Source organism: Corynebacterium haematomassiliense (assembly GCF_013978595.1).
Classification (GTDB): Bacteria; Actinomycetota; Actinomycetes; order Mycobacteriales; family Mycobacteriaceae; genus Corynebacterium; species Corynebacterium lehmanniae.
This window is the reverse complement of the sequence record NZ_JACDTZ010000001.1, coordinates 287,471-305,201: the sequence shown is the minus strand read 5'-3', so window position 1 is coordinate 305,201 and position 17,731 is coordinate 287,471. Positions and strand designations below refer to the sequence as shown.

Here is a 17,731-nt window from a genome sequence, read left to right as displayed (position 1 = left end):
AGTAGTCCTAGTCGCGTTGCACGCGCACTAGGAGCGGCTGACGTTGAGCTGGTTCTTGGCCACGTGCTTGGAGTCGAGCGGCTCCGCCTCGGCCTCGCGGACGATGCGCTCGCCGGAGGAAGCCTGGAAGTTACGCGCCAGGTCCTCGTTGATGCGCAGGATCGCGGCCTGAGAGTCGTCGTCAAGCTGCTTGCCGCCCGCAATCTGGTCGTAGACCTGCGGTGCGTTGGCGCGGATGGCCTCGTGCAGCTCTGCCTCGTAGCGGCGGACATCCTCGACGGGAACGACGTCGAAAACGCCCTGGTTCGCGGACCAGATCGAGATGATCTGGTACTCGACTGCCTGCGGAGAGTTCTCGGACTGCTTCAGCAGCTCCACCAGACGCTGGCCGCGCTCGAGCTGCTTCTTGGAAGCGGCGTCGAGGTCGGACGCGAAGGCCGCGAAGGCCTCCAGGTCGCGGTATGCGGCGAGGTCAAGACGGAGGTTACCGGCAACCTTCTTCATGCCCTTGGTCTGCGCGGCGCCACCGACACGGGACACGGAGATGCCCACGTCGATAGCCGGGCGCACGCCCTGGTTGAAGAGGTCAGACTGCAGGAAGACCTGGCCGTCGGTAATCGAGATGACGTTGGTCGGAATGAAGGCGCCCACGTCGTTCGCCTTCGTCTCGATGATCGGCAGCGCGGTCAGGGAGCCGGCACCGAGCTCGTCGTTGAGCTTGGCGGCACGCTCCAGCAGGCGGGAGTGCAGGTAGAACACATCGCCCGGGTATGCCTCGCGGCCCGGCGGGCGGCGCAGCAGCAGGGAGATGGCACGGTATGCCTCGGCCTGCTTGGTCAGGTCATCGTAGATCACCAGGACGTGCTTGCCCTGGTACATCCAGTGCTGGCCCAGGGCGGCGCCGGAGAACGGTGCCAGCCACTTGAAGCCTGCGGAGTCGGATGCCGGAGCCGCCACGATGGTGGTGTACTCCAGTGCGCCGTTGTCCTCCAGAGTCTGGCGCACACCGGCGATGGTGGAGCCCTTCTGGCCGACGGCGACGTAGATGCAGCGCACCTGCTTCGACGGGTCACCGGTCTCCCAGAATTCCTTCTGGTTGAGGATGGTGTCGATGCAGACTGCGGTCTTGCCGGTCTTGCGGTCGCCAATGATGAGCTGACGCTGGCCGCGGCCGATCGGCGTCATGGCGTCGATCGCCTTGAGGCCGGTCTGCAGCGGCTCCTCGACCGGCTGGCGGTCGAGCACGCTTGCGGCCTGGAGCTCCAAGGCACGCTCTTCGTTGGACTCGATGGGGCCCAGGCCGTCGATCGGCTGGCCCAGGGGGTTGATCACGCGGCCGAGGAAGTTCTCGCCGACCGGGATCGAGAGAACCTCGCCCGTCCGCTTGACTTCGTCGCCCTCGGAAAGGGTCTCAAAATTACCCAGCACCACGACACCGATGGAATCGGTCTCGAGGTTCTGTGCGACGCCGATGACGCCGTTCGGGAACTCGAGCAGCTCGTTCGTCATGCAACCTGGCAGCCCGGAAACCTGGGCAATACCATCTGCAGCCGAAGTCACCACGCCGACCTCCTCACGGGAGGCCTCCGCGGAGTAGCTCGAGGTGTAGTTCGCTATCGCGCTACGGATCTCATCGGAGGAGATCGTCAGCTCCGCCATGTTCTTCCTGCTCTCGGTAGTTTCTTCCAGCATGTTGTTTTCTATTTGGTCGCTTGGGCCGCCATGTCGGTGCGCAGGCGGTTAATCTTCCCGCGCGTCGAACCGTCGATGACCTCATCGCCCACACGGACAACCATTCCGCCGAGGAGGCTGGGGTCAACCTCAGAGTGGATGGCCATCTCGCGACCGTAAATCTGCTCCAGCTTGCGGGCCAGTGCATCGCGCTGGGTGTCGCTGAGTGCCTCAGCGGCCTTCACGCGTGCGACAGCCTTGCCACGCAGCTCCGCGACGCCCGCGGCCAGCTCGGCCAAGTCGTCGACGGGGTTGTGGTTGGGGCGGCCGATAACCTGCAATGCCAGTGCCTCGGTGAACATCGTCACCTTGCCGTAAATCACGCTAGCCAACAGTCCGCGCTTCTGCGCCGGGGTCGCGGTGCGGTCGGAGAGCAGCTGGGTCAGCTCCTTCTCCCCTTCGAGCAGCGTGGAGAGCTGGTACAGCTCGTTTTCCACCTGCTCCAGCTGGCCCTGCTCCTTGGCACCCAGCTCCAGCGCGTGACGGCCGAGGTTGACCAGACCGGCGCGGAACTCGCGCGGGGTCGACCACTCCTGCTGCGCCGCAGCGATGAGGATGTTCAGGGTGGGCTCCGCAACCTTGTTGCCGAAGACGTCGCGGATGATGCCCTCGCGCTGCGAGGACTCCAGCGACGTGTCGGCCACGGCAATACGCAGCGCGCGCTCGGTGTCGAGCTGGTCCACGGTGAGGAACAGCTCGGTACCGATCTGCGCAGCCACGGCGACGGAATTGTCGGCGTTCCGGATCAGCTCCTCGAGCTTGCCCGTAACGTGCGACTGTGCTTCGCGACTAGCTGCCTTCATCTCGCCTACTTCCTCGTCGACACGCGGTCGAGCTCGCTCAGGAACTCGTCGATCGTGTTCGAGCGGCGGGTCGAATCCGACAGCTCGGTGCCCAGCAGACGCTCAGCCAGCGAGATGGAGTTCTGGCCCATCTCGTTGCGCAGCTCAGCGACAACCTGCTCGCGGGAGGCCAGCAGCTGCTTCTCACCGGACTCGATGATGCGGCGGGCCTCTTCCTCGGCGCGGGCACGAGACTCAGCCTCGATTTCCTTGCCGCGGGTGCGGGCGGCTTCACGGATCTCAGCGGCCTCGTGGCGCGCCTCCGCAAGCTCGGCGTTGTTCTTCTCCAGGGCAGCCTTGGCTTCTTTTTGGGCGACCTCAGCACGCTCGATGCCACCCTTGATTCGGTCTTCGCGCTCCGCCAGCACTTCCTGGAACTTCGGAATGACGTACTTCGCAAAAAGTAGGCCGACGATGATGAAAACGACAAGAGACCAAACCACGTCGTACGCTGCCGGCAGAAGAATGGAAGGTTCCTTCTCCAGCGGCAGCTTCTCGCTGGCCTCTGCGGCAGCGAGGAATGCAGTGACGTCAGTCATTGGTTGCTCCTGATCTAAAAAATGTACGGGTTACTCGTTCGTGTTTTTTAGAACAGGAAGCCGGCGACGAGGCCGATCAGGGCAAGCGCCTCAACGAAGGCGATACCCAGGAACATGGTGGTGCGCAGCTGGCCAGCCATCTCCGGCTGGCGAGCCATGCCCTCGACGGTCTTGCCGACGAGCATACCGATGCCGATGCCCGGGCCGATGGTTGCAAGGCCGTAGCCGATGGTGCCGAGACCCTCGTAGCGGTTCACGGTCTCCGCTGCCTGAGCAAGAATGATGTCGTTCATGTGAAAGTCGTTCCCTTTCTAGGTGCTCTCCCGCGGGGTGCGGGTGAGCGAGTGACAGATGGTGGGGTTATTCAGTTGGCCGTGTGGTCGCGCTTTGTTAGTGCGCATCCGCGTGCAGCGACAGCTCGATGTACACCGCAGTCAGCAGAGCGAAGATGTACGCCTGCAGGAAGATGATGATCAACTCGTATGCGGTGAACAGCAGCGCTGCGATGAGGGTCAGGCCACTCACTGCCGTCCATGCGTTCAGCTGCCAGAAGAAGAAGTTCGTGGCGGAGTACAGCAGGACGAGAATGATGTGGCCAGCCAGGAAGTTCGCCATAAGACGAAGAGCCAGGGTGACCGGACGCAGAATAAACGTCGAGAAGAACTCGATCGGCACCACCAGGAGGTGGAGCAGCGGCGGAAGGCCGGGAATCACGGTCGAGTGCTTGAAGTATGCGATGCCGTAGCGCTTCACGCCGGCGTAAATCATCGCAATGTAGGCCGCAACCGCCATGACGATCGGCATGCCGATACGTGCGTTAGGCGAGATGTTCAGGCCTGGGATGATCGTTGCGACGTTCATGAACAGCGTGGTGAAGAAGATGGTGCACAGCAGCGGCAGGAACCGCTTGCCGTCCTTCTTCCCCAGCGTGTCCTCCGCGATATGCACGCGGACGAAATCGACACCGATCTCGGCGACATTCTGCAAGCCCTTGGGAACCAGCTTCGGGTTCCGGAAGGCAATAACAAAGAGGAGCACCAAAATCGCCGCCATGAACAGGCGGACGAGCATGATGCGATCGAGTGCGAACCACCCATTAGCGAAGTCTTCGCCAATGAGCTGGCCGTACGTCTGCCCCGGGAAAAATTCTGGACCAAGCGAAGGTGCGTGGAATTCACCCTTCATGGCCAAAGTTGTAACGCTCAGCGTTCTCTCCCGTTCTCGGGCCGCGCTCCGATGCGCTCGGCGCGCGGTGCGATGGACGTCTTCAACAAAGACTGCCTCCGCGGCGGACTCCGTCGCACATCTGCTTCCGCGGGGGCAGGGGATGTCGTTCTTGCGCCGGTTTCCCCTGCTTACGAGGGTTAATATCGACTCGGAACAAACCCAGCGGTAATCCTAACAGGCCGTCCGCGCAAAGTAGGTTTTACCTGTGTAGTTGTCCCCCCGACGCACCACCCCAACCCACGAAACCGGGCAACTACCCAGCTCGGACGCTTTTCCGCCCTGCTGTTAGGTCTGTCACAGCTTGCGCGTACCTCTAATCCAGGTAGGTGGTGCGGGTGGTGATCAAGCCCCAGGTTTCGGCACCCAGGGCGACAACTAGGGCCGCCATCGTGGTGATGCCGAACGCCTGGTGGTCGTAGAAGTCGAAGCCGCGGATCCACAGGAAAAACAGCACCAGCACACCCATCTTGAGCAGCCAGCCGCCGAGCACGATCGCCATCGTGGCGTTCGGGGTGGAGTTCGAGGTGGCCAGCACGGTTGCGGCGGTGAGCAGCACGAAGCTTCCGCCCACTGCGACGCCCATCAGCGCGGCCCAGATGCCGGGCAGGTCGCGGGCGGCGCCCCACCCCATCAGCGCGACCACAGTGAGCACCACGAGCGCCCAGCTGGCCACCTTCAGCGCGCGCACGAGAGGCTTGCGGTGGTCGGTCATGGCGTTAGCGTCGTTGACTTCAAGCGGTTTCACGCTGCGTCATCCTACCTGCTGGGCCGATCTTTCCCTTGGCCAAGGGCACCAGCGTGAGCAAAAACGCAACCAGCAGCGCCGCCACGCTTAACGACGCCGCGACTTTGAACGGCACCACGGAAAAGCTCACTGCACCGAAGGCGACGGCGGAGACCCACATGTAGAGCACCAGCACGGTGCGGCGGTGCGTGTGCCCGAGCCGAAGTAGGCGGTGGGGGATGTGCCCTGCGTCCGCGGCAAACGGGCTCTGCCCGCGCGCGGTGCGGCGGATCACGGCCCACACCAGGTCCAGCACTGGCAGCGCGATCGCGGCCAGCACAACGATGATCGGGCTGACCAGCGCCACTAGGTCGGCGGCGCCGTAGAGCGACATGTTGATCTTGCCGGATGCCGAAATCGACGCCGCGGCGAGCAGCAGCCCGATCAGCATCGCCCCGGAGTCGCCCATGAAGATGCGCGCGGGCTCGAAGTTGTGGGGCAAAAATCCCGCGCAGATCCCCACCAGGATCGCGCAGATGATCGCCGGCGGGTAGGCGGAGACTGCCCCGCCCTGGTCGTGGAGCACCGCCAGCGAATAGATCAGGATCGCAGAGCCCGCGATCATGCCCAGCCCGGCGGCGAGCCCGTCGATGCCGTCGACGAAGTTCACTGCGTTGATGAGCAGCACCGTAAACAGCGCGCTCAAGACCATGCCCTGGGCTTGATCCAGGATGAGCGTGGTGCCCTCCCCGAACGGCAGATAGAACACGGTGAAGATAATGCCCAGCGCGGTCATGATGATCGCGGCGGCGAACTGCCCGATTAGCTTGGTCAGCGCGCGCAGCTCGTACAGGTCGTCCACCACGCCGACGAGCACGATGGCGAGCCCGCCCACCAGTACCGCAGTCATTTCCGGGGTCACTGGGGCGAACCCGCGGGTCAGCGCCGGCAACTGCTGCGCGAGCCCGTAGGCAGCCAAGAATCCGGTGAACATGGCCAGCCCGCCTAGCGACGGGGTCGGCTGCGTGTGCACGTCGCGCTGGCGGATCTCCGCCACCCTGCCCGTGCGCACGAGCATGGACCGCACCGGCCCGGTGGCCAGGTACGTGACTGCGGCCGCCACGAGCAGGACAAGTCCCAGCTCACGCAGCGGAACACCGGAGGCGTTCATCGGCGGCTACTTCCTCCGCAAGCTCTCCGGGTCAAGCCCTAAGACCTGACCAATGCGTTCGGCGGAAATCGCCCCCTCGCGCAGGATCCGCGGCGCGGGGCCGGAAATGTCGATGATTGTGGACGGCTCCCCGATCTCCGCCGTGCCCCCGTCGAGGTAGATGGGCACCGCGTCGCCGAACTGCTGCCGCGCCTCGGTGGCGGTGGTCGCCGGCGGGTTGCCGGAGATGTTGGCGGAGGACACGGCCATCGGCCCGGTCTCCTGCAAAAGCTCGAGTGCCAGCGGCTGGTTCGGCATACGCAGCAGCACGGTGCCGCGCGTGTCGCCCAGATTCCACGGCAGGCTGGGCGCCTCGGGGACAACGATGGACAACCCGCCCGGCCAAAAGGCCTCAACCAGTGTCTTCGCGGTTTCGGTGAACTCGCGCACGAGCCCCTGGATGGTCACCCAGGAGCCCACCAGCACCGGCACCGGCATGTCGGGTCCGCGGCGTTTGGTGGCCAGAAGTGTTTCCACGGCGTTGTTGTTGAACGCGTCGCAGCCGATGCCGTACACGGTGTCCGTCGGCAGCACGACGCAGCGGCCGGCCCGGACGGCGTCGGCGGCCGCGCGCACGCCTTCGATGCGCTTCTGCGGGTCGAGGCAGTCGTACGTTTCCCTCAATGTTCGCTCCTTGGCCGTCGGGCAGTTACCGGGCTAGCTTACTCGCCGTGACAAACCGGGCCCGCCCAGTCATGTCCTCCAGCGGGCGCACGTCCGCGAAACCGCCGGCGCGCAGCTCGGCCTGCACAGCCTCGGAGGTGGTGTCGTCGTGCTCGATGCCCACCGCTCCCCCATCTTTGAGCATTTGCTTGACGACGGGCACGAGCCCGCGAATCGCCGCCATCCCGTCCGCGCCTGAAAACACTGCCTCGTGCGGGTCCGCGTAGACCTCCGCCTGCAGCTCGGGCGTCTCCGGCACATACGGCGGGTTGGACACCACCACGTCCGCGCCGATCCCGGCGAGCAGCTCCGGGTCGGTCATGTCCCCCGCCACCACCTTGACCTGGGGCGCTTGTTTTTCGACGTTGCGCTGCAGATAAGCGCGCGCGGTCTCCGAGCGTTCCACCGCGTAGACGATCGCATCCGGCCTGTCGCGGGCCACCGCTATGGCTAAGGCTCCGGTGCCGGATCCGAGGTCGACGACGGTGGGGGCCGGAGGGGCGTCGATAAGCTTTCGCACCGCCCACTCGGCGAGGACCTCGGTTTCGGGCCTGGGGATGAACACGCCGGGGCCGACGGCGAGATCGACGCCGTAAAACGGCGCGGTGCCGATGATGTGCTGCAGCGGCTCGCGCGCGGCGCGGCGGGCGACGAGTCCGGTGTAGCGTTCGGCGAAGTCCGCCGGAGCGTCGGCGAACATGAGCTGCATCGGCGCGACGCCGAGCACGTGCGCGGCAAGCAGGCGCGCGTCCACCTCAGGCGAGTCGACGCCCGCCTCACGCAGCGTGTTTGCGGCGCTCGCGATGAGTGAGCGAACGCTACTCTGCTTCAAGACGCTCCTGGCGCTCGTGGGTCTGCAGCGCCGTGATGAGGTCGTCCATGTTGCCGTCCAGCACCGAGTCCAAGTTGTTGGACTTGTAGTTGATGCGGTGGTCCGAGATGCGGTTCTCCGGCCAGTTGTAGGTGCGGATGCGCTCGGAGCGGTCCATGGTGCGCACCTGGGACGCGCGGCCCTCGGCCTCCTCGGCCTCCTGCTTCTCGCGCTCGAGCTGGTCCAGGCGAGCCTGCAGCACCTGCATGGCGCGGGCGCGGTTCTGGATCTGCGAGCGCTCGTTCTGGCAGGTCACCACAATGCCGGTAGGCAGGTGGGTGATGCGCACGGCCGAGTCAGTCGTGTTCACGCCCTGGCCGCCCTTGCCGGAGGAGCGGTACACGTCGACGCGCAGATCCTTCTCGTCGATGTTGACGCTTTCAATCTCGTCCGCTTCCGGGAAGACGTACACACCAGCCGCAGAGGTCTGGATGCGGCCCTGGGACTCGGTGACGGGAATGCGCTGCACGCGGTGCACGCCGCCCTCGAACTTCAGCTTGGACCAGGCGCCGTCGCGCGACGGGTTCTTGGACTTGACCGCGACGGTCATGTCCTTCACGCCGCCCAGATCGGACTCTGCGACGTCGAGGACCTCCCAGGTCAGGGCGTGCTTCTCGCAGTACTTCTGGTACATGCGCGCCAAGTCGCCGGCAAACAGCGCGGCTTCCTCGCCGCCGGCGCCGGCCTTGAGCTCCATGATGATGTCGTCGCCGTCGTGCTCGTCGCGCGGAGCGAGCAGGTCGGCCAGCTCCTCCTCCAGGCGGACAATCTCGCCCTCGAGGCGCTTAGCTTCTTCGGCGAACTCCTTGTCCTCGTTGGCCATCTCGGCCGCGGCCTCGTGGTCCTCCTGTGCCTGGGTCAGGTCGTTGTAGACGTTGATGATCGGCTGCAGCTCGGCGTAGCGCTTGGACAGCTTGCGGAATTGGTCCTGGTCACCCGCAACCTCCGGGTCGCCCATTTGGGCCTGGATGCCCTGGTATTCGGCAACGTAGTCGTCGACAAGCGAAACCTGCGTCTTGTCTGCCATTAGGAGTAGTCCTCCTCATCGTTTTCCGTCTGCGCCATCGGCGCGGAGTTGGCCACGCCGATGAGGAACTCGCCGTTGGTCTTCGTCTTCTTCAGCTGCTTGATCAGCATGTCAATGGACTGCTGCGGATCCAGCGCAGAAAGGATGCGGCGCAGCTTGTGCATCACGCGCGCCTCCTCCGGGCTCATCAACAGCTCGTCCTTGCGGGTGCCGGACGGGTTGACGTCCACAGCCGGGAACACGCGGCGCTCCGCGATCTTGCGGTCCAGCTTGAGCTCGGCGTTGCCGGTGCCCTTGAACTCCTCGAAGATCACGGTGTCGCCTGCCGAGCCGGTCTCCACCATCGCGGTGGCGATGATCGTCAGCGAGCCGCCCTCCTCGATGTTGCGGGCGGCGCCCAGGAAACGCTTCGGCGGGTACAGCGCGTTGGAGTCCACGCCGCCGGAGAGGATGCGGCCGGACGCCGGGGAGGAGTTGTTGTACGCGCGGCCCAGGCGGGTGATGGAATCCAGCAGGACCACCACGTCCTGGCCCATCTCCACCAGGCGCTTCGCGCGCTCGATTGCGAGCTCGGCCACGGCGGTGTGCTCTGACGGCGGGCGGTCGAACGTGGAGGCAATCACCTCGCCGTTGACGCTGCGCTGCATGTCCGTGACTTCCTCCGGACGCTCGTCCACCAGCACCACCATGAGATAGCACTCCGGGTTGTTGGTGGCGATCGCGTTGGCGATGTTCTGCAGAATCGTCGTCTTACCGGCCTTCGGCGGGGAGACGATCAACGCGCGCTGACCCTTACCAATCGGCATGACCAGGTCGATCACGCGGGTGGTGAGGATCTTCGGCTCAGTTTCCAGACGCAGACGGCGGTTCGGGTACAGCGGGGTGAGCTTGTGGAACTCCTTGCGCGCCTTCGCCGCCTCAGTGGTCTGTCCGTTGATGGCATCCACCCGCACAACCTGGTTGTAGCTGCGGCGGTTGCGGCCGTTGCCCTGCGAGTGGGACTGGCCGTTCGCGCGCACCTGGGCCGTCACCGCGTCGCCGGAGCGCAGGCCCGACTGGCGCACCAGCTTCTGCGGCACGTAGACGTCCGCGTTGGACTGGCGGTAGCCGGTGGTGCGGATGAACGCGGAGCCGTTGTCCTGCACGTCCGCGATACCCGCGACATCCTGCAGGTCCTCCGGGTTGAAGTTCTGGTTGTCGTTGTTGTTGCCGTTGTTTCCGTGGTTGCCACCGCCGTTGTTGTGGTCCCGGTTGCGGTTACGGTTGCGGCGCCCGCGGCGGCCGCGGCGTCCCCCGCCGTGGTGGTCGTCGTTGTTGTTGCCGCCGTGGTTGTTGTTGCCGTGGTTGTTGCGGCCGCCACGGTCGTTGTTGCCGCGCTCCTGATTGCCGTCCTGCTCGTCGCGGTTGTCCCGGTTGTCCCGGTTTTCGCCGCCCTGCTGCTCGTCGTGCTGCGAGCGCGCGCGGTTGCGGCGGGCGCGGCGTGCCGCGGAGCGCGACGCCCCGCGGGACTCGTCGTCGTCGCCAGGCTGCTGCTTCTCAGCTGGCTCGGCCGGCTTCTCCGCCTTCTCCGGCTTCTCCACCGGCGCAGCCTTTTCGGCGGCGGCCTTGCGCGGCACCTGCCCGGTGACGATGGCCTGGATGAGTTCCCCCTTGCGGAGCCCAGAGATCCCCTTGAGTCCCTTCTCGGCGGCGAGCTTGCGCAGCTCCGGAATCTTCATTGCGGCGAGGTCGGCCGCGGTGCCGGTTTCGGTCACGTGTGTCCTTTCGTCGCTAAGCCAGCTGCTTCATCGCGCAGATATTCGCGTTTGCATACACCGGTAGCGGTCGTGTGCGGTCTTACGGATCCCGCGGGCCCGGGGAAACGTTCCTCCCGGTTGCTCCGCCAGCACCCTCGACCGGAAAAGTTCCGGGACGGGTGCAATTCGCACGATCCACGCAAAAGTGTAGCGCATAGAAGGCCCTGCGCTAATCAGGCCCGCGCTAACATGGCCTGCATGCTTTCAACGATGCAGGAGGTGCCGTTCTCCGTCGCCAGGATTTTGGAGTTCGGCACCACCGCCCACGCCAACACGAAGTGCACGACGTGGCGCGCATCCGGCGCGGAGGAGACTACGTTCGCCGAGATTGGCGCGCGCGCCGCGGCTTTTGCGCACGCGCTGCACAGCGACCTGGGCATCGACGGCGACCAGCGTGTCTCCACGCTGCTGTACAACTGCGCGGAGCACATCGAGGTGATGTTCGCCGTCGCCGCGAAGGGCGCGGTGTTCAACCCGTTGAATGTGCAGCTCATGGTGGATCAGATCGCGTACGTGGTCAACCACTCCGAGTCCGAAGTCATCGTCGCGGACCCGCGCCTGGCGGAGAAGCTCGGCGCAATCTTGCGGGACTGCCCCACCGTGCGCGCGGTGGCGTTTACAGGCATCGCCCCGCTTGACGACGCCGCTTCGCACCTCCCCGACACAGTCCAGGTGCACAGCTACGAGCAGCTTCTCGACGGCCGGCCGACGTCCTACCCATGGCCCGAACTGCCGGAAAACACCGCCGCAGCGCTGGTGTACTCCACCGCCACCACCGGCGCGCCGAAGGGCGTGGCGTACTCGCACCGCTCCCTGTGGCTGGAGGCCACGGGCCTGCGCGCCACCGACTCGCTCGCCGTGACCCACGGCGAGACCTTTTTGTGCTGCATCCCCATCTACCACGTGCTCAGCTGGGGCGTGCCGCTCGCCGCGTTTTTGGCCGGCACTCCGCTGGTGCTGCCGGATTCGGACATGTCCGCGCCCACCCTGGCCAAGCTCATCGCCGGCACCCACCCGCGCGTGGCGCACGGCGTGCCCACCCTGTGGATCCAGCTGATGGTGCACTACCTGCACAACCCGCCCGAGCGCATGAGCCTGCAGGAGATCTTCGTTGGCGGCTCCCCCGCCCCGCCCGCACTGATCAAGGTTTGGGAGGAGCGCTACGGCGTGGACGTGGTGCACGTGTGGGGCATGACCGAGACCTCCACCGTCGGCACCGTGGCGCGGCCGCCGTCGGGCGCGTCGGGTGAGGCCCGCTGGGCCTACCGCGTCTCCCCGGGGCGCTTCGCCCCCACCCTGCAGTACCGCTTGGTCAACGACGGCCAAGTCATGGCGCCCACCGACCTCACCCAGGGCGAGATCCAGGTGCGCGGCAACATGGTCGCCGCCAGCTACTACCACTCGCCCACCCAGGAGCCCGGCGAGATCGCCTCGCGCTTCCGCGGCGAAGATGTCGACGACGAGCGCGAGCACTTCACCGCCGACGGCTGGCTGCGCACCGGCGACGTGGGCACCGTGACCAACGCCGGCTTCCTCACGCTCTACGACCGCGCCCGCGACGTCATCCGCTCCGGCGGCGAATGGATCTACTCCGCCCAGGTGGAAAACCTGATCATGGAATCCGAAGAAGTCATCGAGTGCGCCGTCATCGGCATCCCCGACGACAAGTGGGGCGAGCGCCCCCTCGCTGTGACCAAGCTGACCGCCGAGGTCGCCCCCACTGCGGAGACCGCCGCTCGCCTGCGCGCCGGGCTCGCCGACGTGCTGCCGAAGTGGATGGCGCCCGAGTACTGGACCTTTGTCGACTCCATCGACAAGACGTCCGTGGGCAAGTTCGACAAGAAGGACCTGCGCAAACACCTCGCCAAAGACGAGTTCGACATCATCGCCTTGCCCGGCCCCGGCAGCCGGCCGAAGGCGACGTCGTAAAGCGAAAAGTCACGGTACGATGGCGGGGCATGACAGCAAAGCCAAGCATTTTCTCCAGTCCATCCCGCTACGTGCAGGGCAAAGATGCCATCCACGAGCTGGGCAAGTACCTGAAGCAGCTCGGCGAGAACCCGCTGCTGCTTTCCGACGACACGGTGTGGGGCCTCGTCGAACAGTCCCTCACCGACGGGTTTGAAAAGGAAGGCCTCCCGGTCAACCGCGTCAAGTTCGAAGGTTTCGCAACCGCCGAGCGTGTCAACGACACGGTCAAGCTGATCAAGGACAATAACTACGACGTGGTGGTCGGCCTCGGCGGCGGCTCCGCCATCGACTCCGCGAAGGCCGCCGGCTTCGAGGCGGACATCCGCTGGGCTTCGGTGCCCACCGCGGCGTCTTCCGACGCTCCGACTTCCACGCTTTCGGTGATATACACCGAGGACGGCGCCTTCGACGAATACCGCTTCTTCCCCCGCAACCCCGACTTGGTGCTCATTGACACCCAGCTGGTCGCCGGCGCCCCGGAGCAGTTCCTCATCGCTGGCATCGGCGACGCCATGGCTACTTGGGTGGAGGCACGCGCGACCGCAAGGGGCAATGGCACCACCATGAACGGCGGCCACCCCACTCGCGCAGGCGCTGCTCTTGCAGAGCTGTGCGCTGACATTCTGCGCAAGGACTCCTTCGCCGCCCTCGATGCGGTTCGCGCAGGCGTAGTCACCCCGGCGCTTGACGCCGTGGTGGAGGCGAACACCCTGCTGTCCGGCCTCGGCTTCGAGTCCGGCGGCTTGGCCGCGGCCCACGCCATCCACGACGGCCTGTCCGCCGCCGAGCAAACCCACGGCCTCTCCCACGGCGAGAAGGTCAACATCGGCACTCTCGCCCAGCTGATCATGGAGGGCGCCGACTCCGAGGAGATCGAAGACTTCATCGAGTTCACCACCAAGGTCGGTCTGCCTACCACGCTGACTGAGGTGGGCCTGTCCCCCGAGGACACCGACGTCCTCGAGGCTGTTGCCAAGGCCGCGACCGCCGAAGAGGAGACCATCCACAACATGCCGTTCCCGGTCGAGCCGGCCCAGGTTGTCGAGGCGCTGATCACCCTCGAGCACACCGCCCGCCGCGTCCGCGAAGAGCGCGGCCTGCCGGAACCGAAGAAGTACGAGGCGAAGCACTAAACTCGCGCGATCCGGGGCCGCACGATGCTTTCGTGCGGCCCCTTTTTATGCCTGTTTCCGCAATTGCAGAACGTTCGGACACAACCGGACATATCGAACATACCCCCGTTTTCCATTTTCCATTCTGCAGTTGCGGAACGATCGGACACAATCGGACATTTCCCTAAATGTGCACTTGAGATGGTTCCGCAATTGCAGGATCCGCCCCCAGATGTCCACTAAAATGAACACAAAAATCCTTTACATCGAACACTCTTGCGTTTACGCTCGACGCCAAACAGCAACCGCCAAACCATCCCCGGGGGACCTGCCATGACAGCAGCCATCGAAACCGAGCGCACATCTCTGCTTATCGACGAGCTAAAGCACCACCACCGCAATTCCCACTTCCACCGCGCCGAAATGCTTAACGCCCTCGGCCAACTCGATGAAGCCGACATCGCCTCCCAGCGAGGTGAGACATCCACCGCCACCTGGCTCAAACGCGAGCTCAACCTTGCCACGGCCACGGCTTACGAATACGTCCACGTCTCCCGGGGTCTTCGCAGATTCCGCCTGCTGTATGAGACGTTTCGCTCCGGCATCATGCCGTACTCCACCATGCGCCTGCTGCTGCGCTACATGCACGAGCAGAACGAGGAAGAACTGGTAGACCTCGCTCTAATTCACGGTTACTCCGAACTCGAGCAGGTCCTTGCCGGCAGCGATCCCGCCGAGGAACGGGAGCCGGAGGAACCAGTGGTGACCGCGAAGTTTCGCACGGACGGCATGCTCGATTTCCGCGCACTGCTTCCGGCTGTCCAGGGCCAGGCGCTGCTCTGCGCGCTGAAAATCGCGCAGTTGGCGAACTACTGCGCAGAACTCCCCGATGTGGACGAGCTTGCAGACCCAGAGGAGCTAGAGAGGCTCATTGACGCAGTAGAAAACGAACCGGAGGCGTGCCCTGCAGACGAGACGGTGGAAACAGAACGCCCACGGACAAAGTTGGACATGGACAGCATCTTGCGGCCCCCGTCCCGCTACGGCAATCCGGAAAGGAAGGACCTCTACCCCGCTTTTGTTGCCATGATGGAGATGGTGCGTACGAACCCAGTCAGCGCCCTGCGCGCACCGGGCGCCCACGTCAATATTGTGCTCACGGAGGACGGCGGGGCATGGATGCCGCAGAACACCTCGGCTCGCTCAGCGGAGGTTCGAAGCTACATCGCAAACGCGAATGTTCGGCTGCACCTGCTAGACAAGAAAGGACTGACTATCCACGTCGGCCGGTCCCGCCGCTTCGCCACGGACGCCCAGGTGCTCGCCTTGCTCACGGCCTGGGGCCACCAGTGCGCGATGCCCGGTTGCAACCACAAGCGTTTCATCGAGATCCACCACATCCGGGAATGGGAAGAAGGTGGCGAGACGAACATGGACAACCTGATCCCACTGTGCTCGAGCTGCCACGCAAAGATTAGCCACGGACTCGCCTATATTCAGCCGCACGGCCCTGACCTGTACTTCCGACTTCAGGACGGAACGCAGTATGTGTCTAGGAACCGCTCCCTGCCGACGAGGACGCGCGACCACACTGGTCCGCTGCGCGACACAGTTACGCCGGGTGACTCGTTCGCGGAATAGTTAGTCGCGCACGAGCTCCGCGGTGGCTGGGCCTGCGACGTCGAGTTCGATGACGCGGAGGCCGGCGGAACGGGCTTCGTCGAGAAGCGAAGGCTCCACCTCAGTCGTAGTGAGCATCAGCGCGGTCGGGCCGGCGCCGGAGAGGTAGGCGGCGTGGCCGCGGTTGCGCAGGCGGTTGACCCACTCAGCCGTCACCGGCAGAACGTCGGCGCGGTACGGCTGGTGGAGGCGGTCGCGGGTGCCCTCGAAGAGCAGCTGCGGGTGATGCTGCAGCGCGGCCGTCATCACTGCGGTGCGCGAGACATTGAAGCGTGCGTCGGTGTGGGTGACGTGGCTGGGCAGCACCTTGCGCACGGCGTTGGTGGAGGCGTGGAAATCAGGAACGAGGGCGACGGCCTTGATGGACTCGTCGACCGGGATGCGCACGGCGCGGTAGGACGGCTTGGATTGGCCGTCGACGGGGATGTCCGTCCAGGACACCACTGCCCCGCCGAGGGCTGATGCGCCGGCGTTGTCGGGGTGGCCCTCAAACTCGGAGGACAACTGCACGACGGCGTCTTCGTCCAAAGGCGAGCCCGCCAGCGCGTTGGCGGCCACCACGCCCGCGACGGCGGCCGAGGCAGAGGAGCCGAGGCCGCGGGACTGCGGGATGTTGTTGTGGCACACCACGCGCAGGCCGGGTGCGGAGACGTCGGCGGCAGTCAGGCCGGACTGGATGGCCCGGACGACGAGGTTGGAGCTGTCGCGGGGTAGGTCGTCGGCGCCCTCGCCGAAGATCTCCACGTCGAGGCCGGACTCGGTGACCTCGACCTCAACGGTGTCGTAGATGCTCAGCGCGATGCCGAGGGTGTCGAAGCCGGGGCCCAGGTTCGCCGACGAGCCGGGGACGGTGACCTTGACTTTCAGGCCGGGCTGCAGATCGATAGCCATAGACGGAAACCTTAGGAGTCGAGGCGGATAACGGAGTTGACGGCGAGCACGTCGTCGTGGCCGGTGAGCTGCTCCACGATCGCCTTGAGATCCTCCTCGAGCGCGGCGTGGGTGACAACGATCAGGTGGGCCCCGTCGCCGGACTCCTCCTGGCGCACCGCGGACAGCGAAATCCCGGCCTTGGCAAAGCGGGCGGTGAGGTCGGCGAGCACACCGACGCGGTCGTTGACCGTCATGTTGATGGTGTAGCGCGTGGTCACCTGCTCGAACGGGACGACCGGGTAGTCCGCGTAAGGGTTCTCGGCCGGGGCGCGACCGCCGTGGACTTTGTTGCGGGCAGCGCCGACGAGGTCGCCGAGCACTGCGGATGCGGTGGGGGCGCCGCCGGCGCCGTTACCGTAAAACATAAGTCGACCTGCTGCTTCTGCCTCGACGAAGATGGCGTTGTAGGACTTGTCCACGGTAGCGAGCGGGTGCTCGTTGGGCACCAGCGTCGGGTGGACTCGGGCGTTGACGCCGGTGGTGTTGCCGGCGTCGTCGACAAGCCGCTCGCAAATGGCCAGCAGCTTGATGGTGTGGCCGGACTTCTTCGCGGCCTCGATGTCGTCTGCGGTGATTTTGGTGATGCCTTCGCAGTACACGTCGTCGAAGGTCACGCGGGTGTGGAAGCCCATGGAGGCGAGGATCGCGGCCTTGGATGCGGCGTCGTGGCCCTCCACGTCCGCGGTCGGGTCTGCCTCCGCGTAGCCGAGGCGGGTGGCCTCGGCGAGCGCTTCCTCGTAGCTCGCGCCGGTGGAGGCCATGGCGTCGAGGATGAAGTTGGTGGTGCCGTTGACGATGCCGGAGATGCTCTGCACTTGGTCGCCCGCCAGCGAGCGACGCAGCATGCCCACCACCGGGATGGCGGCGGCGACGGCCGCCTCGTAGTAGAGGTCGACGCCGGCGGCGTTGGCGGCGTCGGCAAGCTCGGCGCTGTGGGCGGCCACAAGGGCCTTGTTCGCGGTGACCACGGACTTGCCCGCCTTCAGCGCCTCGAGGACGAGCTCGCGCGGGTAGTCGATGCCGCCGATCAGCTCGACCACGATGTCCACGTCGTCGCGGGTGACCAGCTCGCGCGCATCCCCGGTCAAGTACAAGCCCTGGACCTCGGGAGCATCCTTATGCTTCTCGACGTCCGATACCGCAACGCCCCTCACCTCAATCGGACTACCGATACGGTGCTCCAAGTTCGAGGAGAACTCCGACAGCAGGCGCAGCACCTCGGTACCGACGGTGCCCTTGCCCAGCACGGCGATGCCCACGGGGGTGCCGATGCCCTTGCCCGGGTAGTTGCCGTTGTATCCCTCGGCGGTGGCGGAAGTCATGTTGCGTGTAGCTCCTTCGTCGTACGTGGCGGGGATCAGCGGTGAACCGCTTTGTCTACTATCGCGCAAATGGCACCGACGGT

The 17,731-nt window shown here is 65.4% G+C and carries 16 protein-coding genes; 3 read left to right on the top strand and 13 right to left on the bottom strand.

Features of this window, described 5'->3' with window-relative positions:
- Positions 1-27: 27 nt before the first annotated feature.
- The 11 genes from atpA to rho all read right to left on the bottom strand — a co-directional run bounded on the left by atpA (position 28) and on the right by rho (position 10,588).
- Entirely contained in the window at positions 28-1,692 is a 1,665-nt protein-coding gene (atpA, locus tag H0193_RS01470; protein WP_181888244.1) for a F0F1 ATP synthase subunit alpha, read from the bottom strand.
- A gap of 8 nt (positions 1,693-1,700) precedes the next feature.
- Positions 1,701-2,534 (bottom strand): F0F1 ATP synthase subunit delta, encoded by an 834-nt coding sequence (locus H0193_RS01465; protein ID WP_181888243.1) that lies wholly within the window; start codon positions 2,532-2,534, stop codon positions 1,701-1,703.
- Positions 2,535-2,539: 5 nt separating this feature from the next.
- A complete protein-coding gene (locus H0193_RS01460) occupies positions 2,540-3,112 on the bottom strand; it encodes a F0F1 ATP synthase subunit B (protein WP_070844089.1) in 573 nt (190 codons plus the stop codon).
- A gap of 47 nt (positions 3,113-3,159) precedes the next feature.
- Complete coding sequence (locus H0193_RS01455) at positions 3,160-3,405, bottom strand: ATP synthase F0 subunit C (protein ID WP_034999811.1); 246 nt, start codon at positions 3,403-3,405, stop codon at positions 3,160-3,162.
- Positions 3,406-3,502: 97 nt separating this feature from the next.
- Complete coding sequence (gene atpB, locus H0193_RS01450) at positions 3,503-4,297, bottom strand: F0F1 ATP synthase subunit A (protein ID WP_181888242.1); 795 nt, start codon at positions 4,295-4,297, stop codon at positions 3,503-3,505.
- 355 nt (positions 4,298-4,652) lie between these two features.
- On the bottom strand, positions 4,653-5,051 hold the full coding sequence (locus H0193_RS01445; RefSeq protein ID WP_070844173.1) for a Cg1360 family ATP-synthase-associated protein: 399 nt from the start codon (positions 5,049-5,051) through the stop codon (positions 4,653-4,655).
- Positions 5,052-5,070: 19 nt separating this feature from the next.
- Complete coding sequence (locus tag H0193_RS01440) at positions 5,071-6,234, bottom strand: MraY family glycosyltransferase (protein ID WP_181888241.1); 1,164 nt, start codon at positions 6,232-6,234, stop codon at positions 5,071-5,073.
- 6 nt (positions 6,235-6,240) lie between these two features.
- On the bottom strand, positions 6,241-6,897 hold the full coding sequence (locus tag H0193_RS01435; RefSeq protein WP_181888240.1) for an L-threonylcarbamoyladenylate synthase: 657 nt from the start codon (positions 6,895-6,897) through the stop codon (positions 6,241-6,243).
- Between the two features lie 25 nt (positions 6,898-6,922).
- Positions 6,923-7,768: a peptide chain release factor N(5)-glutamine methyltransferase gene (gene prmC / locus H0193_RS01430; RefSeq protein ID WP_181888239.1), complete on the bottom strand. Its 846-nt coding sequence runs from the start codon at positions 7,766-7,768 to the stop codon at positions 6,923-6,925.
- Entirely contained in the window at positions 7,755-8,834 is a 1,080-nt protein-coding gene (prfA, locus tag H0193_RS01425; RefSeq protein WP_181888238.1) for a peptide chain release factor 1, read from the bottom strand. Before prfA ends, prmC begins: the two co-directional genes overlap by 14 nt.
- Positions 8,834-10,588: a transcription termination factor Rho gene (gene rho, locus H0193_RS01420; RefSeq protein ID WP_181888237.1), complete on the bottom strand. Its 1,755-nt coding sequence runs from the start codon at positions 10,586-10,588 to the stop codon at positions 8,834-8,836. Before rho ends, prfA begins: the two co-directional genes overlap by 1 nt.
- Positions 10,589-10,828: 240 nt before the next feature.
- On the opposite strand from rho, the gene H0193_RS01415 reads away from it, so the two are divergent.
- From H0193_RS01415 to H0193_RS01405, 3 genes are all read left to right on the top strand, one after another.
- On the top strand, positions 10,829-12,559 hold the full coding sequence (locus H0193_RS01415) for a long-chain fatty-acid--CoA ligase (RefSeq protein WP_181888236.1): 1,731 nt from the start codon (positions 10,829-10,831) through the stop codon (positions 12,557-12,559).
- A 29-nt stretch (positions 12,560-12,588) separates the two neighbouring features.
- A complete protein-coding gene (locus H0193_RS01410) occupies positions 12,589-13,734 on the top strand; it encodes a glycerol dehydrogenase (RefSeq protein ID WP_070474840.1) in 1,146 nt (381 codons plus the stop codon).
- A gap of 312 nt (positions 13,735-14,046) precedes the next feature.
- Entirely contained in the window at positions 14,047-15,354 is a 1,308-nt protein-coding gene (locus tag H0193_RS01405; protein ID WP_070474839.1) for an HNH endonuclease signature motif containing protein, read from the top strand.
- On the opposite strand, the gene thrB is transcribed toward H0193_RS01405, so the two are convergent.
- Together thrB and H0193_RS01395 are read right to left on the bottom strand one after the other, a co-directional pair.
- A complete protein-coding gene (thrB, locus tag H0193_RS01400; RefSeq protein ID WP_181888235.1) occupies positions 15,355-16,284 on the bottom strand; it encodes a homoserine kinase in 930 nt (309 codons plus the stop codon).
- Positions 16,285-16,295: 11 nt separating this feature from the next.
- Complete coding sequence (locus H0193_RS01395; protein WP_181888234.1) at positions 16,296-17,648, bottom strand: homoserine dehydrogenase; 1,353 nt, start codon at positions 17,646-17,648, stop codon at positions 16,296-16,298.
- Positions 17,649-17,731: the final 83 nt, after the last annotated feature.